This window comes from Streptomyces sp. NPDC090127, assembly GCF_044746945.1.
GTDB lineage: Bacteria > Actinomycetota > Actinomycetes > Streptomycetales > Streptomycetaceae > Streptomyces.
In genome coordinates this window covers 292,209-316,114 of the sequence record NZ_JBIVDE010000008.1, presented here as the reverse complement: position 1 = coordinate 316,114, position 23,906 = coordinate 292,209, and the positions used below count along the sequence as shown (strand labels likewise).

General features: G+C 71.6%; 24 protein-coding genes and 1 tRNA gene. 14 read left to right on the top strand and 11 right to left on the bottom strand.

Features of this window, described 5'->3' with window-relative positions; genetic code table 11:
* The first annotated feature begins 79 nt into the window (after positions 1 to 79).
* Positions 80 to 517, top strand: a complete 438-nt coding sequence (locus ACIPPS_RS28140) for a glutaredoxin domain-containing protein (RefSeq protein WP_401437503.1) — start codon at positions 80 to 82, stop codon at positions 515 to 517.
* Between the two features lie 354 nt (positions 518 to 871).
* Positions 872 to 1,246: a VOC family protein gene (locus ACIPPS_RS28135; protein ID WP_401437500.1), complete on the top strand. Its 375-nt coding sequence runs from the start codon at positions 872 to 874 to the stop codon at positions 1,244 to 1,246.
* Between the two features lie 178 nt (positions 1,247 to 1,424).
* Here the strand turns inward: ACIPPS_RS28135 and ACIPPS_RS28130 are convergent, their stop codons facing one another.
* Entirely contained in the window at positions 1,425 to 1,577 is a 153-nt protein-coding gene (locus ACIPPS_RS28130; RefSeq protein WP_401437498.1) for a hypothetical protein, read from the bottom strand.
* Positions 1,578 to 1,798: 221 nt separating this feature from the next.
* A complete protein-coding gene (gene phoU / locus ACIPPS_RS28125) occupies positions 1,799 to 2,479 on the bottom strand; it encodes a phosphate signaling complex protein PhoU (protein WP_401437495.1) in 681 nt (226 codons plus the stop codon).
* Between the two features lie 265 nt (positions 2,480 to 2,744).
* Between phoU and ACIPPS_RS28120 the strand changes: the two genes are divergently transcribed.
* The gene (locus ACIPPS_RS28120) at positions 2,745 to 3,974 is read left to right on the top strand and encodes a sensor histidine kinase (protein ID WP_401437493.1); all 1,230 of its coding nucleotides are present in this window, start codon (positions 2,745 to 2,747) and stop codon (positions 3,972 to 3,974) included.
* The gene (locus tag ACIPPS_RS28115; RefSeq protein ID WP_017242433.1) at positions 3,971 to 4,651 is read left to right on the top strand and encodes a response regulator transcription factor; all 681 of its coding nucleotides are present in this window, start codon (positions 3,971 to 3,973) and stop codon (positions 4,649 to 4,651) included. The genes ACIPPS_RS28120 and ACIPPS_RS28115 overlap by 4 nt, the downstream gene beginning before the upstream one ends.
* A 279-nt stretch (positions 4,652 to 4,930) precedes the next feature.
* On the opposite strand, the gene ACIPPS_RS28110 is transcribed toward ACIPPS_RS28115, so the two are convergent.
* Positions 4,931 to 5,623: a DUF461 domain-containing protein gene (locus ACIPPS_RS28110; protein ID WP_401437491.1), complete on the bottom strand. Its 693-nt coding sequence runs from the start codon at positions 5,621 to 5,623 to the stop codon at positions 4,931 to 4,933.
* An 879-nt stretch (positions 5,624 to 6,502) separates the two neighbouring features.
* Between ACIPPS_RS28110 and ACIPPS_RS28105 the strand changes: the two genes are divergently transcribed.
* The 6 genes from ACIPPS_RS28105 to ACIPPS_RS28080 all read left to right on the top strand — a co-directional run bounded on the left by ACIPPS_RS28105 (position 6,503) and on the right by ACIPPS_RS28080 (position 13,231).
* Positions 6,503 to 6,985 (top strand): CarD family transcriptional regulator, encoded by a 483-nt coding sequence (locus tag ACIPPS_RS28105; protein WP_003953493.1) that lies wholly within the window; start codon positions 6,503 to 6,505, stop codon positions 6,983 to 6,985.
* 406 nt (positions 6,986 to 7,391) lie between these two features.
* Entirely contained in the window at positions 7,392 to 8,141 is a 750-nt protein-coding gene (gene ispD / locus ACIPPS_RS28100) for a 2-C-methyl-D-erythritol 4-phosphate cytidylyltransferase (protein ID WP_401437489.1), read from the top strand.
* A complete protein-coding gene (ispF, locus tag ACIPPS_RS28095) occupies positions 8,131 to 8,634 on the top strand; it encodes a 2-C-methyl-D-erythritol 2,4-cyclodiphosphate synthase (protein WP_401437486.1) in 504 nt (167 codons plus the stop codon). The genes ispD and ispF overlap by 11 nt, the downstream gene beginning before the upstream one ends.
* Before the next feature lie 215 nt (positions 8,635 to 8,849).
* Positions 8,850 to 10,247, top strand: a complete 1,398-nt coding sequence (cysS, locus tag ACIPPS_RS28090) for a cysteine--tRNA ligase (protein WP_401437483.1) — start codon at positions 8,850 to 8,852, stop codon at positions 10,245 to 10,247.
* A 76-nt stretch (positions 10,248 to 10,323) separates the two neighbouring features.
* Positions 10,324 to 11,283 (top strand): 23S rRNA (guanosine(2251)-2'-O)-methyltransferase RlmB, encoded by a 960-nt coding sequence (gene rlmB, locus ACIPPS_RS28085; protein WP_401437480.1) that lies wholly within the window; start codon positions 10,324 to 10,326, stop codon positions 11,281 to 11,283.
* Positions 11,284 to 11,611: 328 nt separating this feature from the next.
* Positions 11,612 to 13,231: a DoxX family membrane protein gene (locus ACIPPS_RS28080; protein WP_401437477.1), complete on the top strand. Its 1,620-nt coding sequence runs from the start codon at positions 11,612 to 11,614 to the stop codon at positions 13,229 to 13,231.
* A gap of 390 nt (positions 13,232 to 13,621) precedes the next feature.
* Here the strand turns inward: ACIPPS_RS28080 and ACIPPS_RS28075 are convergent, their stop codons facing one another.
* The 3 genes from ACIPPS_RS28075 to ACIPPS_RS28065 form a co-directional block, all read right to left on the bottom strand.
* A complete protein-coding gene (locus ACIPPS_RS28075) occupies positions 13,622 to 14,341 on the bottom strand; it encodes an NDP-sugar synthase (RefSeq protein ID WP_401437475.1) in 720 nt (239 codons plus the stop codon).
* A 73-nt stretch (positions 14,342 to 14,414) separates the two neighbouring features.
* Positions 14,415 to 14,828: a hypothetical protein gene (locus tag ACIPPS_RS28070; protein ID WP_401437472.1), complete on the bottom strand. Its 414-nt coding sequence runs from the start codon at positions 14,826 to 14,828 to the stop codon at positions 14,415 to 14,417.
* 188 nt (positions 14,829 to 15,016) lie between these two features.
* Positions 15,017 to 16,114, bottom strand: a complete 1,098-nt coding sequence (locus ACIPPS_RS28065) for an ABC transporter ATP-binding protein (RefSeq protein ID WP_401437470.1) — start codon at positions 16,112 to 16,114, stop codon at positions 15,017 to 15,019.
* A 183-nt stretch (positions 16,115 to 16,297) separates the two neighbouring features.
* On the opposite strand from ACIPPS_RS28065, the gene ACIPPS_RS28060 reads away from it, so the two are divergent.
* Positions 16,298 to 16,371: transfer RNA gene (locus ACIPPS_RS28060), tRNA-Thr, on the top strand.
* 65 nt (positions 16,372 to 16,436) lie between these two features.
* On the opposite strand, the gene ACIPPS_RS28055 is transcribed toward ACIPPS_RS28060, so the two are convergent.
* Complete coding sequence (locus ACIPPS_RS28055; RefSeq protein WP_401437468.1) at positions 16,437 to 17,837, bottom strand: NAD(P)/FAD-dependent oxidoreductase; 1,401 nt, start codon at positions 17,835 to 17,837, stop codon at positions 16,437 to 16,439.
* A gap of 139 nt (positions 17,838 to 17,976) precedes the next feature.
* On the opposite strand from ACIPPS_RS28055, the gene ACIPPS_RS28050 reads away from it, so the two are divergent.
* The 3 genes from ACIPPS_RS28050 (at position 17,977) to ACIPPS_RS28040 (ending at position 20,394) form a co-directional block, all read left to right on the top strand.
* Positions 17,977 to 18,642: a DsbA family protein gene (locus tag ACIPPS_RS28050; protein ID WP_401437466.1), complete on the top strand. Its 666-nt coding sequence runs from the start codon at positions 17,977 to 17,979 to the stop codon at positions 18,640 to 18,642.
* 202 nt (positions 18,643 to 18,844) lie between these two features.
* Entirely contained in the window at positions 18,845 to 19,738 is an 894-nt protein-coding gene (locus ACIPPS_RS28045) for an aminoglycoside phosphotransferase family protein (protein ID WP_401437464.1), read from the top strand.
* A 179-nt stretch (positions 19,739 to 19,917) separates the two neighbouring features.
* A complete protein-coding gene (locus ACIPPS_RS28040; protein ID WP_401437462.1) occupies positions 19,918 to 20,394 on the top strand; it encodes a GNAT family N-acetyltransferase in 477 nt (158 codons plus the stop codon).
* Positions 20,395 to 20,517: 123 nt separating this feature from the next.
* Here the strand turns inward: ACIPPS_RS28040 and ACIPPS_RS28035 are convergent, their stop codons facing one another.
* From ACIPPS_RS28035 to ACIPPS_RS28020, 4 genes are all read right to left on the bottom strand, one after another.
* Positions 20,518 to 21,663 (bottom strand): methyltransferase, encoded by a 1,146-nt coding sequence (locus tag ACIPPS_RS28035; RefSeq protein WP_401437460.1) that lies wholly within the window; start codon positions 21,661 to 21,663, stop codon positions 20,518 to 20,520.
* Positions 21,664 to 22,019: 356 nt separating this feature from the next.
* Positions 22,020 to 22,238: a hypothetical protein gene (locus tag ACIPPS_RS28030; protein ID WP_401437458.1), complete on the bottom strand. Its 219-nt coding sequence runs from the start codon at positions 22,236 to 22,238 to the stop codon at positions 22,020 to 22,022.
* 126 nt (positions 22,239 to 22,364) lie between these two features.
* Positions 22,365 to 23,207 carry a helix-turn-helix domain-containing protein gene (locus ACIPPS_RS28025; protein WP_401437456.1) on the bottom strand — a complete coding sequence of 281 codons (843 nt, stop codon included), beginning with the start codon at positions 23,205 to 23,207 and terminating at the stop codon, positions 22,365 to 22,367.
* Positions 23,204 to 23,851, bottom strand: a complete 648-nt coding sequence (locus ACIPPS_RS28020; protein WP_401437454.1) for a DUF6879 family protein — start codon at positions 23,849 to 23,851, stop codon at positions 23,204 to 23,206. Before ACIPPS_RS28020 ends, ACIPPS_RS28025 begins: the two co-directional genes overlap by 4 nt.
* Positions 23,852 to 23,906 lie beyond the last annotated feature (55 nt).

Genomic DNA, 23,906 nt, shown 5'->3' with positions numbered 1-23,906 from the left:
CCCTGCGGGACCGGGTCGTCGAGGTCATGCCCGAGGCCCGGGTCCCGCAGGGCCCGGGCCCTCGGTAGCCTTGATCCTCATGATGCGCGCCTGGATCCTGCCCGGACTGCTGGTGCTCGTCGGCTCCGCCATCGCGACCGCCGAGATTCTCGGCGGATCGCCTGTCGCGGCCGCAGCACTCCTGCTGCTGTTCGTGCTGATCGCGGCCACGAACTCGCCCCTGGTCTTCCCGAGGTCGGTCAGCGCGCAGGAGGCACAGCGTCGCAGCGCGCTCGACGGTCGGCCGATCGTCTACTGGCGTCCTGGCTGTCAGTACTGCCTGCGCCTGCGCACCCGGCTGGGCCGCGACGCCGGCCAGGTGCACTGGGTCGACATCTGGCGTGACCCGGCGGGAGCGGCGGAGGTCAGGGCGGCCAACGACGGCGACGAGACCGTGCCGACCGTCGTCGTGGCCGGCGAGGCGCACACCAACCCCGACCCCGCCTGGGTGCGCGAACAGCTCTCCCGCCTCACCTGATCCCGGGCTCTGGATCCCCGGCTCTGGATCCCGGGCTCAAGGGTCCGCCGTCTGTCGCAACGCCCTTCCCGCCCGCCAACTCCGCCCCCTGTCAGCCCGGTTGGCGATTCTCGCGGCGCGTCGATGGTCGGCGCAATCCCGTTGTCCGCGGGCAGGTCATCGCGTAAGGTCCCCGATGTGATCACCGGATCGGCGACTCTTCGCCACGCACGGATGGGTCAGCCGGTGGAAGGCTGATCCCGCAGTGGGGGTGTGTACGACACCCCCGCCGTTCGGCACGTGGACCTCCCTGTGCTCTCCGCACCCCGAGTCCACCCTTCACTCCGTGCCGAACACACAGCGAGGTCACACCACATGGCAGTCAGCTTCAACCACACCATCATCGCCGCCAAGGACCGCAACGCGTCCGCGCTCTTCTTCCGGGAGCTGCTGGAGCTCCCCGAAGCGCCGTCCTGGGGCCCTTTCGTCAACATCCAGCTCTCCGACGGCGTCCTGCTCCAGTTCGCCGAGCCGCCGGTGGACATCCAGATGCAGCATTACGCCTTCCTCGTCGACGACGAGCTCTTCGACCGTGCGTACCAGCGGCTCTGCGACGGCTCCGTCGAGCACTGGGCCGATCCGCAGATGCGGCGCCCGGGCGAGGTCAACAACGAGCACGGCGGCCGGGGCGTCTACTTCATGGACCCCGCCGGCCACGCGATCGAGCTGATCACCCGCCCCTACCTGTAGCGGTAGCGGTAGCGACAGCGGGATGGGTACGGGTACGGGTATGCGGTAGTCCTCGCCTCTGAGCCGGTCGCCGAGCCCTCGCGCCCGGCCCCGAGCGCGGCGAAGGCGCCCGGCCCCCGAGCCGCGGCGAAAGCGCGTGGGCCCCGCCCGGTTCGTCCGGGCGGGGCCCACGCGGCCCTCAGGAACAGCCCCCGCACTGGCACGGCCCGCCGGACTGGCAGCCGCAGCCGCAGCCCGGACCGCACGAGCAGCCGCTGAGCCGGAGAACGGGCAGGAACTCCGCGTCGAGCGGGATCACCTGCTGGGGGTCGGTGGTGGCGGAATCGGCCATGGGTCCCCTCCTCGGAGGCGTACGTCGCCTCTCCCCATTGCATGCCCACCCACCCGGGCGCATCAACGGCGCACAGGAGTGCGAACGCCCCGCCCAGGCCCGGCGGCCTCCTCCGACCTACGCGCCCGACCTACGGCCCCGGTCTACGCGCCCGACCCACGGCCCCGGTCTACGCGCCCGACCCACGGCCCCGACCCACGCCCCCGACCCACGCCCCCGACCTACGCCCCCTCGACCGGCGCGTCCGTCGGCTGGAGTTCGTCCGCGTGCTCACCCGTCACCAGGTACACGACACGCTTCGCGACCGACACCGCGTGGTCGGCGAACCGCTCGTAGTACCGGCCCAGCAGCGTCACGTCGACGGCCGTCTCGATGCCGTGCTTCCAGCGGTCGTCCATCAGGTGCTGGAAGAGCGCCCGGTGCAGCAGGTCCATCTCGTCGTCGTCCTGCTCCAGCTGGAGCGCCAGGTCGACGTCCTTGGTGATGATGACCTCCGCCGCCTTCGCCATCAGGCGCTGCGCCAGCTGCCCCATCTCCAGGATCGTCGCGTGCAGGTCGCGCGGCACGGCCGTCGCCGGGAACCGCAGCCGCGCCAGCTTCGCCACGTGCTGCGCCAGGTCGCCGGAGCGCTCCAGGTCGGCGCTCATGCGCAGCGACGTCACCACGATCCGCAGGTCCGTCGCCACCGGCTGCTGGCGGGCCAGCAGTGCTATCGCCCGGGCCTCCAGGTCGTGCTGCAGGTCGTCGACCTTCTGGTCCGCGGCGATCACGCTCTCCGCGAGCTTCAGGTCCGCGTCGAGCATGGCCGTCGTGGCGCGCCCGATCGCGGACCCGACCAGGCGGGCCATCTCGACCAGGCCCTCGCCGATCGAGTCAAGTTCCTCGTGGTACGCGTCCCGCATCGATGTCCCTCTCTCACAGATGTCCGGGGTTCCCCGTGGTGCTCGGAACTCCCACGCTCCCACGTTCGGGGCCGTACGAGTCCGGAGCCTCCACCCCAAGTGAATGAGCTCTTTCACCCCGGTGAACTCTGGGCGACGTACGCCGTCGTTCCGCTCGGCCCAAATGAACCGGCACAGTCCCCACGGTGAACTCTGGGCGACGACTGTTCGAGCAGCCACTCGGACGGCTGGGAGAGTGTCTGTCGGGCCGCATAACCTTGAGGGCATGGACGTGAACGCGGCAGTCGCCGCATTGGCAGCGATCGCCGGGGTGTGCACCGGCGTGATCGCCATGCTGGCGTTCCGCTGGAGCGAGCGCGACCAGGCGCGACCCACCCGGACCTCCCTGCACACCGATGCCGTGCTCCCGCCCGGTGTCGACACGGTGCTCTCCGTGCTGCGCTCCTCCGCGGTCGTGCTCGACGAGAGCGACTCCGTGGTCAAGGCCAGCTCGGCGGCGTACGCGCTCGGCCTGGTCCGCGGCGGAAAGCTGGCCGTCGAGCCCATGCTCAACATGGCCCGTGACACCCGGCGCGACGGGGAGATACGCCAGGTCGAGCTCGACCTGCCCCGGCGCGGCACCGGACGCGGCGAGGCCCTCGCGGTCTCCGCCCGGGTGGCTCCGCTCGGCTCCCGCCTGGTGCTGCTTCTGGTCGAGGACCTGACCGAGGCCCGCCGTATCGAAGCGGTGCGGCGCGACTTCGTCGCCAACGTGAGTCATGAGCTCAAGACTCCGACAGGTGCGCTCTCCCTGCTCTCCGAGGCCGTCATGGACGCCTCGGACGACCCCGAGGCGGTCACCCGCTTCGCCGGCCGGATGCAGATCGAGGCGACCCGCCTGACCAATCTCGTACAGGAGCTCATCGACCTCTCCCGGGTGCAGAACGACGACCCGCTGGAGGACTCCGAGCCGGTCCGGGTGGACGAACTGGTCGCCGAGGCCATCGACCGCTCCCGGCACACGGCCTCCACCAAGCAGATCACCATGGCCTCCGGAGGCACCGCCGACCTGCACGTCTGGGGCAGCCGCGGCCAGCTCGCCGCCGCCCTCGGCAACCTCGTCGAGAACGCCGTCAACTACTCCCCGGCCCGTACGCGGGTGGGCATCGCCGCCCGCCGCGTGGCGGCCCCCGGCGGCGACCTGATCGAGATAGCGGTGACCGACCAGGGCATCGGCATCTCCGAGAAGGACCGCGAGCGGGTCTTCGAGCGCTTCTACCGCGTCGACCCGGCCCGCTCCCGCGCCACGGGAGGTACGGGACTCGGCCTGGCCATCGTCAAGCACGTGGCCGCCTCGCACGGCGGGGAGGTCACGGTCTGGAGCACCGAAGGCCAGGGCTCCACCTTCACCCTGCGGCTGCCCGAGGCGGCCGCCGTACGGGAGCGTCGCCAGCCCGCCTCTCCCACCCCTGATCTCATGACCGAACCGCTCCCTGCCCCGGAGGTCCTTCCGTGACCCGAGTGCTTGTCGTCGAGGATGAGGAATCCTTCAGCGACGCCCTGTCGTACATGCTCCGCAAGGAAGGCTTCGAGGTCGCGGTCGCCGCGACCGGGCCCGACGGCCTCGACGAGTTCGAGCGCAACGGGGCGGACCTCGTCCTCCTCGACCTGATGCTGCCGGGCCTGCCCGGCACCGAGGTATGTCGCCAGCTGCGCGGCCGATCGAACGTCCCGGTCATCATGGTGACCGCCAAGGACAGCGAGATCGACAAGGTCGTCGGGCTGGAAATAGGAGCCGACGACTACGTGACGAAGCCCTTCTCCTCGCGGGAGCTCGTGGCCCGCATCCGCGCGGTCCTGCGCCGCCGGGGCGAGCCGGAGGAGGTCACCCCCGCCGCCCTGGAGGCCGGTCCGGTCCGGATGGACGTGGACCGCCACGTCGTCACGGTCTCCGGCGGCAAGGTCGACCTCCCGCTGAAGGAGTTCGACCTCCTGGAGATGCTGCTGCGCAACGCGGGCCGTGTGCTGACCCGTATGCAGCTGATCGACCGCGTCTGGGGGGCGGACTACGTGGGTGACACCAAGACCCTCGACGTCCACGTGAAGCGCCTGCGCGCCAAGATCGAGCCGGACCCGGGCGCCCCGCGCTATCTGGTGACGGTCCGCGGCCTGGGCTACAAGTTTGAGCCGTAGACGGCCGGGCGGTAGCCCTACGGGGCCTACGGGGCCTACGGGGCCTGCCCACGGGGGCTGTGACGGGAGCCGCGGGCGGCCATGGCCGGACGTGAAGGGGCGCCCCGCCGGAGTGATCCGGCGGGGCGCCCCTCGCGCGTGTACGGGCCGGTGACCGACCCCTGCGCGTGCGGGTCAGTCACCGGGCGCTGTACGGACCGGTCAGGACCGGCCGCCGTGCGTACGGGTCAGGACCGGCCGCCGTGCGTACGGGTCAGGACCGGCCGCCGTGCGTACGGGTCAGTGACCGGCCGCGTGGCTCGCGTCGCCCGAGGGGGTGGCGGTGCCTGTCGGGGTGGCCGTGCCCGACGGGGTGGCGGTGGAGCCGCCCTCCGTGCCGTGGTCGCCCTCCGCGCCGTGGCCGGCCTCGCCGGTCGGCGTCGCGCCCTCGGTCGGCTTCGCGGCCGGGGGCTGCGGGATCTCGGTCGGGCCGAAGTCCTTGAAGTAGCTGCTCGCCGGGACGACGAAGGCCTGCAGGGAGACGTCGCCCGTCCTGCTCAGCTTGAAGACGACCTGCTGCGCGCCGCCGTCCTTCACGGCCTCGTGGCCGTTCTCGATCGTGGCGGTGGCGTTGCCCTTGCCGCCGATGACGACGGAACCGCCCGCGGGAATGGTGATCGGGCCGGTCCCCTCGGCCGCCTTGAGCTTCACCGGCGCGGCGGAGCCGCCCAGCGTGATCGAGTCGAGGGTCTGCGGCGTGCTGCCGTTGTTGAACACCGTCGCGGAGACGACGGCGGGACCCGGCGCGCCGGCGGTCGGCTGGGTGATCACCAGCGCGTTCTGGATCTTGACGTCTTCCACGGTGACGGCGGCGTTGTCCGGCCGCACGCCGAGTGTCTGCGCGTCGTTGCCGGCGCCACAGGCGGACAGCGAGGCGATCGAGATGACGATGGCGGTGGCGGCGAGGGCGCCGCGTCGAAGGCTGCGGCTCACGGCGGCGGCATCTCCTAGGACGTACGGACGGGCATGGACGGCCGGCTGGAGTCGTGCACGGGACCAACCGGCTGAGGGCGAGCTAAAGGTGCGTCAGCGCGCTTAGGTTACCGAGCCACCCTCTCCCGCCCGTACCCGACCCGCCCCTTCACGCACCCACCACGCGGCACACCGGCCCCTTCGCGCGGCACACCCGGCCGCCGTCACGCGCCCACCCAGCCCCTTCACCCGGCACGCCCGACCCCGGTCACGCGACACACCCGGCCCCGGCCCCTTCACGCCGCGCACCCAGCCCCTTCACCCGGCACGCCCGACCCCGGTCACGCGACACACCCGGCCCCGGCCCCGCCCCTTCACGCCGCGCACCCCGCCCCTTCACGCGACACACCCGGCCCCGGCCGCCGCCCCGCCGCACTTCCGGAAGCCCTCCCCATCCGTCCCCGCCATGGCCGGATCACGTCTCATTGAGACTCCGTTCACATAACCGACTTGATCAATTCGACGACCGCCCCCGCATTCCACCGCCCGCCCCAGGGAAAAACGCGTCTCACACCGATGGGTGATCAATTCGGGATTCGGTCCGGGATGCATCCGCACGGGTGACCGATCCTCGAACGGAGTACAGGAAGTTGTACACTCCGAAACCGGCAAAACGGGGCATCCCGGCCTCTCTGGGACGCCCCGGAGGGGTGTGACACCGGCGTTTCTCTCCGTCCGCGCAGCCGCTCCGACCTGCGAATACCGCCTTCCGGAAGTCCTTCGCAGCACGATCGCGTCGCTGTTGTCAAGCCCTGAGATATGCCCTGACCTGCGAAAACGCCATTCAGAAGAAGCAGTTTCCGTGTTACCCTGGATAGCCACGGAAGGGGTACCTGTCACATGACGTTCAAGGTTGGCGACACCGTGGTCTATCCCCATCACGGGGCCGCGCTGATCGAGGCCATCGAAACTCGCCAGATCAAAGGCGTGGACAAGACCTACTTGGTGCTCAAGGTCGCCCAGGGCGACCTGACGGTTCGTGTGCCGGCGGACAATGCGGAGTTCGTCGGTGTTCGCGATGTAGTCGGTCAGGACGGGCTGGACCGGGTCTTCGAGGTGCTGCGCGCGCCGTACGCCGAGGAGCCCACGAACTGGTCCCGACGCTACAAGGCGAACCTGGAGAAGCTCGCCTCCGGCGATGTCATCAAGGTCGCCGAAGTGGTCCGCGACCTCTGGCGCCGGGAGCGCGAGCGCGGACTCTCCGCAGGTGAGAAGCGGATGCTCGCCAAGGCTCGGCAGATCCTGGTGAGCGAGCTTGCTCTCGCGGAGAACACCAACGAGGACAAGGCCGAGGCTCTCCTCGACGAGGTCCTCGCGTCCTGAATGAAGCGATGCCGCGGTGCCCGTTGGCGTGCTGTGCCCCACACAGCGCTGCCGCCGGGCGCTGCGGCATGTTTCGTTCCTCCCGCCCCCTCGCACATCGCGCCGCGAGTCGCTCCCGCACGTCGCGAGTCGCTCCACGCGCGGCTTCACGCGCCGCGAGTTCGTCCTGTCATGAGCCCGGTGACGTCCGAGGGTGACGTCTCAGCTCCGGGGGAGGTGACGTACGTCTCGTGACGCGTCCGTCCACGAAACTCCCGTATTCCCGCCCCCTCGCGTCCCACGTCCCCTGTGCCGCGTGCCACGCCCCGACCGTCGTCACGGAAGGGGCCCGGTCAAGGCGTCGCGCCCAGCACGCTCAGGCCATACCCACGTGGGCCGAGGAAACAAACCTGCCGGAGTGCAACCGATGACAGACGAAACGCGTCCCTCACGGACCGCCGTGGTGATCCCCGCGGCGGGCAGGGGCGTACGCCTCGGCCCGGGCGCCCCCAAGGCGCTCCGCGCGCTGAACGGCACCCCCATGCTCATCCACGCCGTCCGGGCGATGGCGGCCTCCCGCGCCGTCTCCCTCGTCGTCGTGGTCGCTCCCTCCGACGGCGCCGCCGAGGTCAAGAACCTCCTCGACGACCACGCCCTGCCCGAGCGCACCGACTACCTCGTCGTCCCCGGCGGCGACACCCGCCAGGAGTCCGTACGCCTCGGACTCGCGGCGCTCCCCGAGGACGTCACCACCGTCCTCGTCCACGACGCGGCCCGCCCGCTCGTCCCCGTCGACACCGTCGACGCGGTCATCGAGGCCGTCCGCGACGGCGCCGTCGCCGTCGTCCCCGCCCTGCCGGTGTCCGACACCGTCAAGGAGGTCGAGCCCGCGGCCACCAAGGGCGACCCGGAGAGCGTCGTCGCCACCCCCGAGCGCTCCCGGCTGCGCGCCGTCCAGACACCGCAGGGCTTCGCGTACGACACCCTCGTCAACGCCCACGCGACCGTCGCCCTCACCGGTGACGGCGCCACGGACGACGCGGGCATGGTCGAGCGGCTCGGCGCGCCCGTCGTGGTCGTACCCGGCCACGAAGAGGCGTTCAAGGTGACCCGCCCGCTGGACCTCGTCCTCGCCGAGGCCGTACTCGCCCGCCGGAGGGCCAACGATGGCTTCTGAGCTCCCCCTGATCCCCCGTACGGGCATCGGCACCGACGTGCACGCCTTCGAGCAGGGCCGCGAACTCTGGTGCGCGGGCCTCCTCTGGGACGGCCCGGAGAACGAGGGCTACGGGCTCGCCGGGCACTCCGACGGTGACGTCGCCGCCCACGCCGCCTGCGACGCCCTCTTCTCCGCCGCCGGCGTCGGCGACCTCGGCGCCCACTTCGGCACCTCCCGCCCCGAGTGGTCCGGCGCCTCCGGCGTCACCCTGCTGGCGGAGGCGGCCCGGATCGTGCGCGCCGAGGGGTACGAGATCGGCAACGTCGCCGTCCAGGTCATCGGCGTCCGCCCCAAGGTCGGCAAGCGTCGCGACGAGGCGCAGAAGGCCCTGAGCGCGGCGGTCGGCGCCCCCGTCTCCGTCTCGGGCACGACGACGGACGGCCTCGGCCTGACCGGCCGCGCGGAAGGCCTGGCCGCCATCGCGACGGCCCTCGTCTACCGCACCGCCTGACGGAACGGGCGCGCACCGCACCGCCCGACGGGACCGGCGCGCGCTCCGACCCGTACGGGTACCGGCCGCCCCCGGTACGGATACCGGCCGCCCCCCCGTACGGGTAGCGGCCCCCTCCCCGTACGGGTAGCGGCCCCGCCCCCGTACGGAAAATTCGTGCCCCGCTACCCGCGATCGGTCGCGGGGCACTACCACACGCCCACTACCCTGGAGTGGTGACTATTCGCCTGTACGACACCAGCGCCCGGCAGATCCGTGACTTCTCCCCGCTCACACCGGGCCACGTCTCGATCTACCTCTGTGGCGCCACCGTCCAGGCCGCCCCGCACATCGGCCACATCCGGTCGGGGCTGAACTTCGACATCATGCGCCGCTGGTTCGAGTACCGCGGTTACGACGTCACGTTCGTGCGCAACGTCACCGACATCGATGACAAGATCATCGCCAAGGCGGCCGACCAGGGCCGCCCCTGGTGGTCCATCGGCTACGAGAACGAACGCGCCTTCAACTCCGGCTACGACGCCCTCGGTTGCCTGCCGCCCACCTACGAGCCCCGTGCCACCGGCCATGTCACCGAGATGGTCGAGATGATGCGCGGACTCATCGAGCGCGGGCACGCCTACGAGGCGGACGGCAGCGTCTACTTCGACGTCCGCTCGTTCCCCGGCTACCTCGCGCTCTCCAACCAGGACGTCGACGACCTGCGCCAGCCCGACGAGGGCGTCTCCGGCAAGCGCGACCCGCGCGACTTCGCCATGTGGAAGGCGACCAAGCCCGGCGAGCCCGACTGGGAGACGCCGTGGGGCCGCGGCAGGCCCGGCTGGCACCTGGAGTGCTCGGCGATGGCCCACAAGTACCTGGGCTCCGCCTTCGACATCCACGGCGGCGGCCTCGACCTGATCTTCCCGCACCACGAGAACGAGATCGCCCAGGCCAAGGCGTACGGCGACGACTTCGCCTCGTACTGGGTGCACAACGCCTGGGTCACCATGAGCGGCGAGAAGATGTCGAAGTCGCTCGGCAACTCGGTGCTCGTCTCCGAGATGGTCAAGAACTGGCGCCCCATCGTCCTGCGCTACTACCTGGGCACCCCGCACTACCGCTCGATGATCGAGTACAGCGAGGAGTCGCTGCGCGAGGCCGAGGCCGCGTTCGGACGCATCGAGGGCTTCGTCCAGCGCGTCACCGAGAAGGCGGGCAAGACCGTGCCGCCCGCCCCCGACGTGCCGCCCGCCTTCGCCGAGGCGATGGACGACGACCTGGGCGTGCCGCAGGCGCTCGCGATCATCCACACCACCGTCCGCCAGGGCAACAGCGCGCTCGCCGCCGACGACAAGGACGAGGCCATCGCCCGCCTGGCCGAGGTCCGTGCCATGCTCGGCGTCCTCGGCCTCGACCCCCTCGACCCGCACTGGGCCGAGGAGAGCGACCGGGGCGAGGAGCTCCACGGCGTCGTCGACACGCTCGTCCGCATGGTGCTCCAGCAGCGCGAGTCGGCCCGCGAGCGCAAGGACTGGGCCACCGCGGACGCGATCCGCGACCAGCTGGGCCAGTCCGGCCTCGCCATCGAGGACAGCCCCGACGGCCCCCGCTGGACGCTGGGCAACCGCTGATGATGTGCCGCTCGGGGAGCCGGGCGGCACACTTCACTTACAGACCTATGTACGCAACACCGAGGATTAGGTAGTCATGGCCGGGAACAGCCAGCGCAGGAACCGCCGCACGTCCAACAAGAAGGGCGCGACGGTCGGCAGCGGTGGCCAGCGGCGCAAGGGCCTCGAGGGCAAGGGCCCCACGCCGCCCGCCTCCGCCCGCAAGGGTCACAAGAAGAACCGCATCGCCAGCGCCCAGGCGAGGCAGGCCGTCGCCCGGCGGCCCGCCCCGCGCCGAGGCGGCCCCAAGGGCACCTCGGAGATGGTCGTCGGCCGTAACCCGGTCTTCGAGGCGCTGCGCGACGGCGTTCCCGCGACCACGCTCTACGTCCAGCAGTTCATCGACAACGACGAGCGCGTCCGCGACGTGCTCAAGCTCGCCGGTGACCGGGGCAACATCAACCTGATGGAGGCCCCGCGCCAGGAGCTGGACCGGATGACGAACGGCCTGAACCACCAGGGCCTCGTCCTCCAGGTCCCGCCGTACGAGTACGCGCACCCCGAGGACCTCACGGCGGCCGCCTACGACGCCCACGAGGACCCGCTGATCGTCGCCCTCGACGGCGTCACCGACCCCCGCAACCTCGGCGCGATCGTCCGCTCCGTCTCCGCCTTCGGCGGTCACGGCGTGGTCGTCCCCGAGCGCCGCGCGGCCGGGATGACCGCGGGTGCCTGGAAGTCCTCGGCCGGCACCGCCGCCCGTACACCGGTCTCCCGCGTCACCAACCTGACCCGCGCGCTCGAGGGCTTCCAGAAGGAGGGCCTGACGGTCGTCGGCCTCGCCGCCGACGGCGAGCACACGGTCGAGGACCTGGAGGCGCTGGACGGCCCGGTCGTCATCGTCATCGGCAGCGAGGGCAAGGGCCTGGGCCGCCTGGTCGGCGAGACCTGCGACTACCGCGTCCGCATCTCGATGCCCGGTGGCGCCGAGTCGCTGAACGCCGGTGTCGCCGCGGGCATCGTTCTCTACGAGGTCGCCCGCCGCCGCGCGAACTGACCTCGGCGCACGACGCGACGGACGGGCCCGGCTCCCTGAGCTGGGCCCTTTCGCGTACGCGGGCACGGGCCGGGCCGGACTCGGCAGGGCCCCGCCATGGCTCCCGCACGGGTTCCGGCCTGGGCTCCCGTACGGGTTCCGGCCTGGGCTCCCGTACGGGTTCCGCGCCGGGCTCCGCCATGGCTCCCGTACGGGTTCCGCTCCGGGCTCCGCCATGGCTCCCGTACGGGTTCCGGTACGGGCTCCGGCCCCGGTGGCGCGATCTTGACGGGTCTCGGACATTCCCAGCCCGTCAAGGCAGTGTCCAAACCCCGCGTCACTCGGTTAGATGAGTGTGGACACCAGAACGCCCCGGCCGGGGTTCGACGATCAGCCCGCGCTGAGCATGCTCAAGGTGGATTCCGATCCCGCGCAGGTCATCGTGAACCACGCCAGCTTCCGTGTGCGGCTCGCGCCGGCCCAGCAGCCGAAGTTCGCCGCCTCTCGCGGCCCGGCCCTCGCCGGAGCGGCAGCCGCCGCGGCGGGCGGAGCCGCCGGACGCCGCCGCCCCGTCGTGTGGAGCGGCAAGTCCGCCCCCGGAGCCACCGGCCTGCTCCAGGCCGTGCGGGAGTCCTCCGTCTCCACCCTGGAGCCCCCCGGCCACCTCGACGCGGGCGCCACGCAGGCCATCCCGCGCATCGACGACACCATGGAGACCCCGGTCGTCCCCGTGGAGCCGGGACCGCTGCTGCCCCCGATGCGGCGCGCCGAGGGTGCCTTCGACCCCCCCTACGACGGCGGCCCGTACGAGCTGTCGCGCGACGGGTCGTACGGCGACGGGTACGGCGACCGGGACGGCGACGGATACGGCCCGGACGGCGAGCAGCTCCGCGACCGCCCGCACCGCCACGGCGCCGACCCGGTCCGGCACGCCTACTACCCCGGGCGCCGGATGAACCTCGGCGTCGTGCTCCTCCCGCTCCGCGTCTTCCTCGGCTTCATCTCCATCTACGCGGGCATGGGCAAGCTCTGCGACCCCGTCTACTTCGACGGCGGCGAGCGCGGCTCCATGGTCAAGTGGCTCAACTCGCTGAACCCCTGGGCCCTCGCCGAACCGCTGCGCGACTTCGCCCTCCAGCACCCGGTCGGCGCCGGACTGACCGTCGCCTTCCTCCAGGTCGTCGTCGGCGTCCTCACCGTCTTCGGCCTCTGGCAGCGTGTCGCCGGAGTCATCGGCGCGGCGCTGTCCGCGGCCCTGCTCCTGACCGTCAGCTGGAAGACCGTCCCGGTCTACGACTCCGCCGACATCATCTTCCTCGCCGCCTGGTCCCCGCTGATCATCGCGGGCGCCCCCGTCTACTCCATCGACGGCCGCCTCGCCGGCGAGGCCTGGCGCACCCTCGGCCCCCGCTCCGAGCTGTGGGAGCTGCGCCGCCGGGTGCTGCGCCGCGGTGCGCTCGTCGCCTCGGTCGTCGTCGGCCTGACGCTGCTCATCGGCTCGGTGCTCGGCGGGGCCGTACGGTCGGCGGAGATGGTCACCGTGCCCGGCCCGAACGACGACCCGATCAACCACCTGCCCGGCCGGACCCTCCCGCAGGAGCCCGGCGAGCGCGCCCCGTCCCAGTCGGCCTCCTCGCGGCCCAAGCCGTCGGCGACGGAGGGCGCGAGCGGGGAGAGCGAGAAGGGCAGGACGGCCGAGCCGAGCGAGACCGCGCGGGAGACCGGCCGGACCGCGGAGAGCCGTCCGACCGCGACGCAGGGCACGGGCGGCACCCGTACGCCGACCCAGTCGAGGCCGGTGGCCCCGCCGTCGACCAGCTCGGGGCCGACGAGCTCGGGCGGCTCCACCGGCTCCACCGGCACCGGCAGCGGCGGCGGAACGGGCACGAGCGAACCGACGAGCGGCGGCTCGACGTCGAGCGGCGGCAGCGGCGGGAACAGGAACCCGATCGGCGGCCTGCTGGGCTGAGCCCCAGGCCCGTCGGCCGCACGGAAGCCAGAAGGGCGGCACCGCGAGACGGCGGTGCCGCCCTTTGGCGTACGGAGGTGGGGGGCGGGGGCTTGCCGACCGAACCCGTCAGCCGGGCGACTTCACCAGCCGGAGCTGCCGGCCGGACCGCAGGCCGGACCAGCGGGATGGTCAGCCGGGCCTGTGGCCTGTCGGCTGTCGCCGGAGCCGTCAGCCGGGCCTGTGCCCGTCGGCTGTCGCCGGAGCCGTCGGCCGGAGCCGTCGGCCGGGTCAGCCGGGACTGTCGGCACTCCGGAGGCGTCGGCCGGGGCGGCCATGGGAGCCGTCAGGCTCACCCCCGGGGCGGCCATAGGAACCGTCAGGCGGACCCCTGGCCGGCCGTAGGAGCCGTCAGGCGGAGCCCTGGGCGGCCAGTTCCTTCGCGGCCTCGGTGAGGTCCTTCGCGGTGTCGATCGCCCGCCAGTAGGCCCCCTGGGGCAGCGGGAAGCCCGCGAGGCTGCGCTCGCGGGCGAGCCGGGGGAAGGTGGTGCGCTCGTGGTCGCCCCGGTCGGGGAGGAGTTCGGTGAACGCGGCGGAGAAGACGTACACGCCCGCGTTGATGAGGTACGGCGACGGCGGCGACTCGATGAAGTCGGTGATGTGCCCGAAGGCGTCGGTCTCGACGGCGCCCCACGGGATGCGGGGGCGGGCGAGGGCGAGGGTGGCGGTGGCGTCGCGTTCGGCGTGGAAGGCGGCCATCTCACGCAGGGAGAAGCGGGTCCAGATGTCGCCGTTGGTGGCGTACCAGGGCTGCGCGGGCTCGGGCAGGTGCGCGGCGGCGTACTTGAGGCCACCGCCGCGGCCGAGCGGCTCGGGTTCGACGACGGTCTTCACGCGCAGCGGAAGATCGGCGGAGGCGAGCCAGTCCTGGAGCACCTCGGCGAGGTGGCCGCAGGACACGACGGCGTCGGTCACGCCCTCGGCGGCGAGCCAGGACAGCTGATGGCCGATGATCGGGGTCCCGGTGCCGGGGATCTCGACCATCGGCTTGGGGCGGTCGTCGGTGTACGGGCGCAGGCGCGAGCCCTGGCCGCCTGCCAGGATCACGGCCTGCGTCGGGGAGGTTTCCATACCGCGAACGATATGCGCACCTCATGAGGCAGCCGTTCAGCGTCGCGAACGCGATCGCGGGTGGGCTCGCGACTCAGCTCGCGTACATGACGCCGGTCGCGAACGAGGTGTCGCAGACCGGGCGCGAGTAGGACTGGGCGCGGGTGGGGCCGTAATGGCGTACGGCGGCCTTGCCGAGGGCGCGGGCGATGGACATGCAGTGCTTGGCGAGCGAGGGGCTGTTCTCGATCTCGCGCTGGAGGTGCGTCAACGCCGTGCCGGGGTCCTTCTCCTGAAGTTCGGCGAGGAGGCGGTCGCGCAGAATATCCTGCGGGGCACGGGACTTGGCGGGGACGGAGACGTCCTCGGAGGATGCGGTGAGCATCTGGGCGTCGGAGCCCTGGCCGGCCCACGGGACGGCGGACACCGCGAGCGTCCCGGAGAGCACCAGGACGACGGGCAGGACGAGGGCGAGAGAGCGGCCGATTCGGCGGGCAGTGTGCGTCACGCAGGCGAGCGTAGCGGCCAGTGAAGATATGGCGACATTTAGTCACTCTCGCGGGGGATGGTTCGAGGCGGCTTTTCGAATCCCGCGTTGACGAAGGTGTCTGAATTGGCTGTTGTGCCGGGGTATTTGTCGACATAGGCGAACGGCCCCACATCTGCAAGAGATGCGGGGCCGTTCGGCAGGGCGGCTCAGCCGGAGAGGCGCTCGCCGGTGGAGGTGGAGAAGACGTGCAGCTCGTCCGGGCGGGGCACGACGTGGAGCGTGGAGCCCTTCTCCGGGACGGCGCGGCCGCCGACGCGGACGACCAGGTCCTTGTCCTCGCTGCCGACGCGGGCGGAGCCGTAGACGTAACCGTCGGCGCCGAGCTCCTCGACGACGTTCACGGAGACGGCCAGGCCCTCCTTGCTGGTGGCGCCCGAGACGTCGAAGTGCTCGGGGCGGATGCCGACCGTGACGGTCGTGTCGCCCTTGGCGGAGGCGGCGGAGAGCGCGTCACGGGAGACCGGGACGATGCTGTTGCCGAACTTCACGCCGCCGTCGGTGATCGGCACCTCGATCAGGTTCATCGCGGGGGAGCCGATGAAGCCGGCGACGAAGAGGTTGGCGGGGCGGTCGTACATGTTGCGCGGCGAGTCGACCTGCTGGAGGAGACCGTCCTTGAGGACGGCGACGCGGTCGCCCATGGTGAGGGCCTCGACCTGGTCGTGGGTGACGTACACCGTGGTGATGCCGAGGCGACGCTGGAGCGAGGCGATCTGCGTACGGGTGGAGACACGGAGCTTGGCGTCGAGGTTCGACAGCGGCTCGTCCATGAGGAAGACCTGCGGCTCACGCACGATGGCGCGCCCCATCGCGACGCGCTGGCGCTGACCGCCGGAGAGCGCCTTGGGCTTGCGGTCGAGGTACGGGGTGAGGTCGAGGATCTTCGCGGCCTCTTCGACCTTGGCGCGGATCTCGCTCTTGTTGACGCCGGCGATCTTGAGCGCGAAGCCCATGTTGTCGGCGACGGTCATGTGCGGGTAGAGCGCGTAGTTCTGGAACACCATGGCGATGTCCCGGTCCTTGGGCGGCAGGTGCGTGACGTCGCGGTCACCGATGCGGATGGAGCCGCCGTTGACGTCCTCGAGACCGGCGAGCATGCGCAGGGAGGTCGACTTGCCGCAGCCGGAGGGCCCGACGAGGACGAGGAACTCGCCGTCCTCGATCTCGATCTCGAGCTGGTCGACGGCGGGCTTGTCGGAACCCGGGTAGAGCCGGGTCGCCTTGTCGAACGTGACAGAAGCCATGGTGGCGTGTCCCTTCACCGGCAGGAACGTGCCGGACGATCCGTAGTGGAAGGAAGTGGTGGGTCTAGTCCACCTGAGTGAACTGGGGGCGACGCTACCCGGCCGGAGGGGATCTGTCAGTACTCCCGGACCGGTGAGATTCCCGACCGGCCAGGGGCGCTCGTTGGTTACACTGCACTCGCTGCCTCCTTAGCTCAGCTGGCCAGAGCACCGCTCTTGTAAAGCGGGGGTCGTCGGTTCGAACCCGACAGGGGGCTCAAGGGCGAAGGCCCCCGACCGTCGTGGTGGGGGCCTTCGGTGTGCGAGGGGTGGGTTCCGGGGGTTAGCGGCCCGAGACGTGGTCGGCGAGGGTCGCTATGCGGGAGGTGGTCGTCGTGTGGGTGGTGGATTCCGTGCGGTCGGCCGTGCGGTAGGCCGCGTACATGGCCTGGACGCCCAGCCAGCGCAGGGGTTCCGGCTCCCATTTGCGGACCTTGTGGTTGACCCAGGGCAGGGCCGTCAGGTCCGTGGGGCCCGACTGGCCCGAGTCCTGCTGGATCAGGTCGCGCAGAGTACGGGCCGCCAGGTTCGTGGTGGCGACCCCCGAGCCGACGTAACCGCCCGCCCAGCCCAGGCCCGTGGAGCGGTCCAGGGTGACCGTCGCGCACCAGTCGCGCGGGACGCCGAGGACGCCCGACCAGGCGTGGTCGATGCCGATGCCCGCGAGGGACGGGAAGAAGCGGACCAGGATCTCCCGCAGCGCCTCGATCGTCTGCGGCTGGGTGCGGCCGTCGTTGTCGGTCTTCGAGCCGTAGCGGTACGGGACGCCCCGGCCGCCCAGCGCGATACGGCCGTCCGCGGTCCGCTGGGCGTACATGTACGCGTGGGCCATGTCGCCCAGGGTCTCGCCGCCCTGCCAGCCGATCCCTTCCCACTGGGCGTCCGTGAGGGGTTCCGTCGCGATCATCGAGGAGTTCATCGGGAGCCAGGTGCGGCGCTGGCCCGTCAGGGAGGCCGTGAAGCCCTCTGTGCAGCGCAGGACGTACGGCGCGCGGACCGTTCCGTACGGCGTGATCGCGTGCTTCGGCTTGATCTCCGTGACCGGCGTCGACTCGTGGATCGTGACGCCCAGCGCCTCGACCGCCGCCGCCAGGCCCGTGACCAGCTTCACCGGGTGCAGGCGGGCGCCGTGCGGGGTCCAGGAGGAGCCGACCGCGCCGGCCACCCGGATGCGCTCGGCGGTCTCGCGGGCGCCGTACAGCTCGCGCTCCTTCTCGCCGAACGCGATCTCCACGGCGTGGGAGGCCTTCAGGCGCGCCAGTTGGGCGGGGGAGTTCGCGATCTCCAGCACACCGCCCCGGTGGATGTCGGCCTCGATGCCCTCGGCGGCGCAGACCTCGATGACCTCGGTGACCGTGTCGTTCATGGCCTGCTGGAGCCGGACCGCCGCCTCGTGGCCGTGCAGCTTCGCGTAGCGGCCGCGGCCCGCGATGCCGTTGTAGAGCCAGCCGCCGTTGCGGCCCGACGCGCCGTAGCCGCAGAACTTCGCCTCCAGCACCGTGATGTTGAGGAAGGGAACGGCCTTCTTCAGGTAGTACGCCGTCCACAGGCCGGTGTACCCGCCGCCGACGATGCAGACGTCGGCCGTGGCGTCCCCGGGCAGCGGCTCGCGCGGGGCGGGGGCGCCCTCCTGCGCGTACCAGAACGAGATGCCGCCGTTGACCGTGCTGCTCCTGCTGACCATGGGCCGGAGGGTACTGGATGGTCGGGGGCCTTGGGCCCTTGGATCGGGGTCTTTCGGCGGCGCGGGTGGGGTGGGGGCGGCGCCTAGGTTCGGAGGTGCGGATTTCGTTGCCGTACCGCTGTTCCGAAAGGACCTTTTCATGCCCGTACGCAGGACTGTTCACGTGGTCGTGGCGCTGGCCGCGGCCGGGGTCGTCGGGCTGGCGGGGGCGGGGTGCTCGTCGCCCTCGGTGGCGTCCGCGTCCCCGTCCACACCCGTTGCCGGTACTGGCCTGACGACCGTCGTGGAGGGGCCGAAGATCGTCGTCGGCGAGGCCGACGCACCCCACACGGCGACCGTGTACCTGGACCCGCGCTGCAGCTACTGCGCCAAGTTCGAGGAGAGCGGTGGCGTGGCGCTGGCGGAGGCGGCCGGAGACGGGAAGGTACGGATCGAGTACGTCGTCGCCTCCTTCCTCGACGCCCGCTCGGGCGGTACGGCGTCGGCCCGGGCCGCGAACGCGCTGCGCGCGGCGGCGGAGGCCGGGAAGTTCGCGGAGTTCCAGTCCGCGCTGTTCGCGGGCGGCGGCGCGGAGGACCCGCTGCGGGTCGCCGATCGGGTGGAGGGGCTGCGGGGCGCCGACTTCGACCGGGCGGTACGGGAGGACTCGTACCGTGGCTGGGTCGCGTCGGCGGAGAAGACCTTCGAGGACTCGGGCGTCGGCGGCACCCCGACCGTGCTCGTCGACGGGCAGCAGGTGGGGGTCGGCGGCGCCTTGTACGACCAGGGCGCGTTCGCGCGGGTGTTGCGGGATGCGGGGGTGTAGCGGGACGCGGGGGTGTGAGGGTTCGGTCGGTCGCTGTCGGTCGCTGTCGGTCGCTGGTGCGGTCGCTGGTGTCGGTCGCTGGTGTTGGCCGGTGGTGTCGGCCGCCGGCTGAGAGTGCCGCCGTGTCGCGCGCGTGGCGTGTTCTCGTGCCTGTGCGACGCCACGCGCGCGTGGCGTCCCCCGCCGTGTGTAGCGTCGTCGCGTGATCGAGATTCCGGCCGAACTGGCCGCGTCGCAGGCGAAGTACAACGGCGAGGCCGGTCGGGCGTTCGTCGCCGCGCTGCCCGCACGGGCACGGGAGTTCCTCGACCGGTGGGGGCTGCGGGTGACCGGGCCCTCGATGTACGGGGTCGCGTCGCTGGTGCTCCCTGTGACCCGGAGCGCGGACGGTACGCACGCGGCGCTCAAGATGCAGCTCCTCGACGAGGAGAGCGCGGGGGAGGCCGAAGCGCTGCGGATCTGGGACGGCGCCGGGGCCGTACGGCTGCTCGCCGAGGACGCGGAGACCGGCACGATGCTGCTGGAGCGGCTGGACGAGGGCCGGCATCTGTCGACGCTGGGTGACGCGCGGGAAGCGGTACGGATCCTCGGGGATCTGCTCGCCCGCCTGGTCGCCGTACCCGCTCCTGCGGGGCTCCGCGGGCTCGGGGACATCGCGGCGCGGATGGTGGCGGACGCCCCGGACGCGGCGGCCCGGCTCGGCGCCGAGGACGCCGCGCTGCTGCGGGACTGCGCGGCGGCGGTACGGGAGGTCATGGGCGAGCCCGGCGACCGGCTGCTCCACTGGGACCTGCACTACGACAACATCCTGGCGGCCGAGCGCGAGCCGTGGCTGGCGATCGACCCGAAGCCGCTCGCCGGCGACCCGGGTTTCGACCTGCTCCCGGCGCTCACGGACCTGTGGGACGTGGATCCGTCGGCCGGGACGCTCTGGCGCTTCGACCTGCTGACGGAGCGGCTCGGACTCGACCGGCAGCGGGCGCTGGCGTGGACCCTGGGCCGCGTGCTGCAGAACGGCCTGTGGGACGTGGAGGACGGCGAGCCGGCCCTCGACCGTGACCAGGTCGCCATCGTCCGGACGTTGCGGGGCGGGTGAGAGGGAGTGGGCGAGGGGGAGAGTGGGCGAGGGGGGAGTGGGTCAGGGGGGAGTGGGCGAGGGGGAGCGGGTCAGGGGCGAGTGGGCGAGGGGGAGCGGGTGAGGGGAGCGCCTTTGGGGGTGGGCAGCGCGCTGTAAAGAGTTGGTGCGGCCGTGGCGGCGCGGTGCAGGCTGGGCCCATGATTCGTACCGCCACGCCCGCCGACGTGCCCGTGATCCACACGATGATCCGCGAACTCGCCGCGTACGAGAAGTCCCTCCACGAGGCCCGCGCGACTCCCGGGCAGCTGCACGAGGCGCTCTTCGGTCCCCACCCCGCGGCCTACGCCCACCTCGCGGAGACCCCCGAGGGCGAACCGGTCGGCTTCGCCGTCTGGTTCCTGAACTTCTCGACCTGGCGCGGTGTCCACGGCATCTACCTGGAGGACCTGTACGTCCGTCCCACCAGCCGCGGCGGCGGCCACGGAAAGGCCCTGCTGGCCGAGTTGGCGCGGCTCTGCGTGGAGCGCGGGTACGAGCGCCTGGAGTGGTCCGTCCTGAACTGGAACACGCCGTCGATCGACTTCTACGAGTACCTGGGCGCCCGGCCGCAGGACGAGTGGTCCGTGTACCGGCTGACGGACGACGCCCTCCACAGGCTGGGGACGGGCGAGTAGGGCGTCGCGGGGCCGCATCGCGCCCCGATGAACGCGCGCCCCGGGCATCCCAGAGCGGGCGTGGCGGTGGCCCCGACCACCCGCCACGGGGGAAGCGGACGACCGAGGCCGGTCAGGGTGCGGTCAGCCGGTGGTCGGGAGCGGCCGGTCCGGCGTGTCCAGCCAGACCCACTCACGGGTACCTGGGGCGGTGCTCAGTCCGAACTGTTCCGGCCCGGGCCGGCCGGCGTGGGTCCACCACATGTGTGCCGCCTCCACCTCGTTCCAGAGACGACGGGGGCCGTACTGCCACACGGTGAACTGGTCGTCCGACTTCCCGTCCCAGTCCATGGCCGCCCAGGACGTGGCGTCGGTCGTCGCGACCCACAACCTGGACTCCACCCCGTCCACGTCGGGGTTGTCCTGCCAGGTCCACCACACGTCACGGAGCTGGAGGCCCATGGCGGACTGGGCGGCCCAGTCGTCTCCGGTGACGGCCCAGGGGGAGAGCTTGGTCCGATACTCGTTCGGCTGGTGGTCGGCGCGGACCACGTCCCGGGAGATCCGCAAGTCCCTGCGCTGGTTCCACATGAGCATGAACGCCGCGTGGGGGGAGAACCGGCCCGCCGCGTCGCCCTGGACGCCTACCTCCAGGCGCAACAGGCCGTAGCACAGCCAGGGCGTCTCCCACGGCGTGAGCACGATCCCGCCGGGCCGGGTCTGTTCGACCCACGCCCGGGGCACCGACCGCACGGAGCACGTGGCCTCCACCCGGTCGTACGGTTCGGAGGACGTGTGACCCCGGGCGCCGTCCCCGGAGACGACCGCCGGCGCCAGGCCCGTCTTCCGCAGACGCACGTCCGCGTCCGTCGCCAGGACCGGGTCCACCTCCACCGTGGTCACGTTCTCCGGGCCCAGGCGGTGAGCGAGGAGACCCGCGTTCCACCCGGTCCCGGTCCCGATCTCCAGAATCCTGTGACCTTCGGCCAGGTCCAGCATGCTGAGCATGCGGAACACGATGCTGGGTGCCGACGCGGACGACGATGCCCACCGCTCCCCGTCGCCAGGGTCCTTGCCGTCGTTGATCTGGGTCACCACGGAGCCGTTGGCGTAGGCGGCCCGCAACCACGTCTCCGGGGCCTCTGCCCGGGTGCACGGTTCCAGCTCCTCCCCCAGAAAGATGCGCTCTGGCAGGAACCGGTGACGGGGGACCGCCCAGGCCGCGCGCTCCCACTCAGGCCCCAGCGGGGCGTCCAGGTCGTTGTTCACCGCGCCGAACAGATCGCGCATGGCGACACGGCGGTGTCCCACGCGAACCGCGATCAAGTCACCGGGCGGTGATCGCCACGGCCAAGGCCACGACGCTGACCGCGCCAGCGAGGGTGACCGCCAGGGCCGGGAGCCGCCTCACGCGGAGCCCTCCAGCCGCTCCACCAGGGCCACGTCCTCGAATCTCCTGGCGAAGGTCGTGTGGCCCCTGTGGCGGCCCGCGTGCTCCATGCACTGGTCATCCACCTTGTTCACGTCAGTGTCCGGTCGGGCCTCCCAACCACACGCGCCGTACAGGCAGTGGGCCGACGCCGTTGCCTCCGACTCCGGATGACGCTTGATGCGGTGCGTCACGAACCGGAGAACCGTCCGGACCGTCACTGCTCCACCGCCGTCACCGGCGTGGCGAACAAGCGGGCCTGGACCAGCTCCTCCGGGGTCGGCTCCCGCAGTTCCTCCGGCGGGACCGCCCACTCTCGGCCCCCGCCCGGCGGACGCAGATACACGCTCCCCTCGTACCGCCGGTCCACCCGACCCAGCGTCCCGTTACGGTCCACCGCGTACCGACTGGTGGCCGGTCTCCACTCCTCGTTCATGCCTCACCGTCCCTCCAGCGCTCCGAATGCCTCGGACCACACCGGGACGGTATGAGCCCCGGGTGCTGCTTGGCGGCCCTGATTCACCTTGATTCGAGCGCCGCCGGGGCTTCTTCGGGATGATTCTCAGCTGAGGTCGAGTGCCCGCCGGGCGCGTGCGATCACGCGATGGGCTTCCGCCCCGTAGACGGCGGAGTCGGCGAGTGTCTGCCAGACCCGCTGGTACACGCCGACGGTCGCGGAGTCGTCCAGCCACAGCTCCGCGTGCCAGTCCTCGGCGATGGCCAAGCGGTCGTCGTACAGCCAGAACGCGTTGGCCGGCGGGAGCTTGAGAGGGGCTCCCAACGGGACGATTCCCAGGGTGACGGTGTCGAGCCCCAGCACACCCATGAGCCGGTCGAGTTGGGCAGCCAGGACCGGCGGCGGGCAGACCAGGGCGTGGAGGGCGGCCTCCCACATGATGACGTGGAAGGTCTTCCCCGGCTCGTAGAGCAGTTCCTGGCGCCGCACGCGTGCCCGTACAGCCTCCTCCACATCCCGGACGGACTGGTGAAGGTCGACGTACTGGCTGAAAACGTGGCGGGCGTAGTCGGGTGTCTGGAGCATCCCGACGACCATGGAGCCCTGCCAGGCCCGGAATGTTCGGGACCGCTCGTACTCAGCGGTGAGAGCGTCCTGGACGGGCTTGTGTCCGGCGGCAAGCTGGCGCCGCCAGGAGCGGGATCGGGACTCCAGCGTCCGCAGGCGGGTGATCAGTTCATCGGCGGCCTCCGGATGCCCTGTTGCCTGTGCCCACGCCTGGAGGTCGTCTGCTGTGGCGGTCTGCCGCCCTGTCTCCAGCTTGCTGACCTTGGACTGGGGCCAGAGCAATACCGCCGCCAGTTCGCGCCCTGTGAAGCCCCGTGCGGCGCGCAGCTCACGGAGCCGCGCGCCGAGGGCCACTCGGGCCTGCTGAAAGTCGTTGCTCACTCGGCGGAAGGTACCTGGCCCGTGAACTCGTCGTACCGGACGGCGTGGTGCCATGCGGCGTCGCGGATCTGGCAGGCGCGCAGGACTTCCACGGGGTCCGTGACGAGTTCGACGCCGGTCATCCGGTCGTCGTCATCGAAGTGGAGCCGCGCGATGACGCGTGAATCGAACAGCCAGAAGTCCTCTTCAGGGAGTTTCAGCCGCTCTGCGTCGCTCCGCCACAGGTTCCGGATGTCTTCTCCCACGGCGCTGTTGCGACGGGCGTTGTCGAGGAGGTACCGCTGCCCCAGGGTCGGCGGGTTGTCCATGACGCGTACGCGCTCGAACCGCTTGCCGAGGGCGGACTGTTCGCGCCGGGAGACGCACCACGGGTCGTCCAGGTCCCACCCGGCATCCTCGCCCCGAGCGAACCGACCGTAGGTCTCGGTCTCCTCGTCCGACTGGTATCGGCGGCGGGTCTCAAGCCGCCAGGCGGTGTGCTCGAAGGTGCGGAACATCCCGCCGAACTCTTCGAAGCTGATCACCGTCGGCACCCGGTCCACGTCCCTCGGCGCGAAGTCGGCCAGGAGCACGCGCGGCACCACCACGAACCCCTCCCCGGGCTTGACGTTGCGGAGTTGGGTTACGTCGTCCGGGTCGGTCACAGCGTCTCCCTGGAGTATTCGCAGGTCAGCACCCATTGGAAGTGGCTAGGTGGGC

Excerpts from the sequence above, each read along its gene's own strand:
- ispD (WP_401437489.1), top strand. The coding sequence starts at position 7,392 with ATGACAGACGAAACGCGTCCCTCACGGACCGCCGTGGTGATCCCCGCG.
- ACIPPS_RS28080 (WP_401437477.1), top strand. The coding sequence starts at position 11,612 with ATGAGTGTGGACACCAGAACGCCCCGGCCGGGGTTCGACGATCAGCCC.
- ACIPPS_RS28075 (WP_401437475.1), bottom strand. The coding sequence starts at position 14,341 with ATGGAAACCTCCCCGACGCAGGCCGTGATCCTGGCAGGCGGCCAGGGC.
- ACIPPS_RS28035 (WP_401437460.1), bottom strand. The coding sequence starts at position 21,663 with ATGCGCGATCTGTTCGGCGCGGTGAACAACGACCTGGACGCCCCGCTG.
- ACIPPS_RS28120 (WP_401437493.1), top strand. The coding sequence starts at position 2,745 with ATGGACGTGAACGCGGCAGTCGCCGCATTGGCAGCGATCGCCGGGGTG.
- ACIPPS_RS28130 (WP_401437498.1), bottom strand. The coding sequence starts at position 1,577 with ATGGCCGATTCCGCCACCACCGACCCCCAGCAGGTGATCCCGCTCGAC.
- ACIPPS_RS28030 (WP_401437458.1), bottom strand. The coding sequence starts at position 22,238 with ATGAACGAGGAGTGGAGACCGGCCACCAGTCGGTACGCGGTGGACCGT.
- ACIPPS_RS28105 (WP_003953493.1), top strand. The coding sequence starts at position 6,503 with ATGACGTTCAAGGTTGGCGACACCGTGGTCTATCCCCATCACGGGGCC.
- ispF (WP_401437486.1), top strand. The coding sequence starts at position 8,131 with ATGGCTTCTGAGCTCCCCCTGATCCCCCGTACGGGCATCGGCACCGAC.
- phoU (WP_401437495.1), bottom strand. The coding sequence starts at position 2,479 with ATGCGGGACGCGTACCACGAGGAACTTGACTCGATCGGCGAGGGCCTG.
- ACIPPS_RS28140 (WP_401437503.1), top strand. The coding sequence starts at position 80 with ATGATGCGCGCCTGGATCCTGCCCGGACTGCTGGTGCTCGTCGGCTCC.
- ACIPPS_RS28065 (WP_401437470.1), bottom strand. The coding sequence starts at position 16,114 with ATGGCTTCTGTCACGTTCGACAAGGCGACCCGGCTCTACCCGGGTTCC.
- ACIPPS_RS28055 (WP_401437468.1), bottom strand. The coding sequence starts at position 17,837 with ATGGTCAGCAGGAGCAGCACGGTCAACGGCGGCATCTCGTTCTGGTAC.
- ACIPPS_RS28040 (WP_401437462.1), top strand. The coding sequence starts at position 19,918 with ATGATTCGTACCGCCACGCCCGCCGACGTGCCCGTGATCCACACGATG.
- ACIPPS_RS28135 (WP_401437500.1), top strand. The coding sequence starts at position 872 with ATGGCAGTCAGCTTCAACCACACCATCATCGCCGCCAAGGACCGCAAC.
- rlmB (WP_401437480.1), top strand. The coding sequence starts at position 10,324 with ATGGCCGGGAACAGCCAGCGCAGGAACCGCCGCACGTCCAACAAGAAG.
- ACIPPS_RS28050 (WP_401437466.1), top strand. The coding sequence starts at position 17,977 with ATGCCCGTACGCAGGACTGTTCACGTGGTCGTGGCGCTGGCCGCGGCC.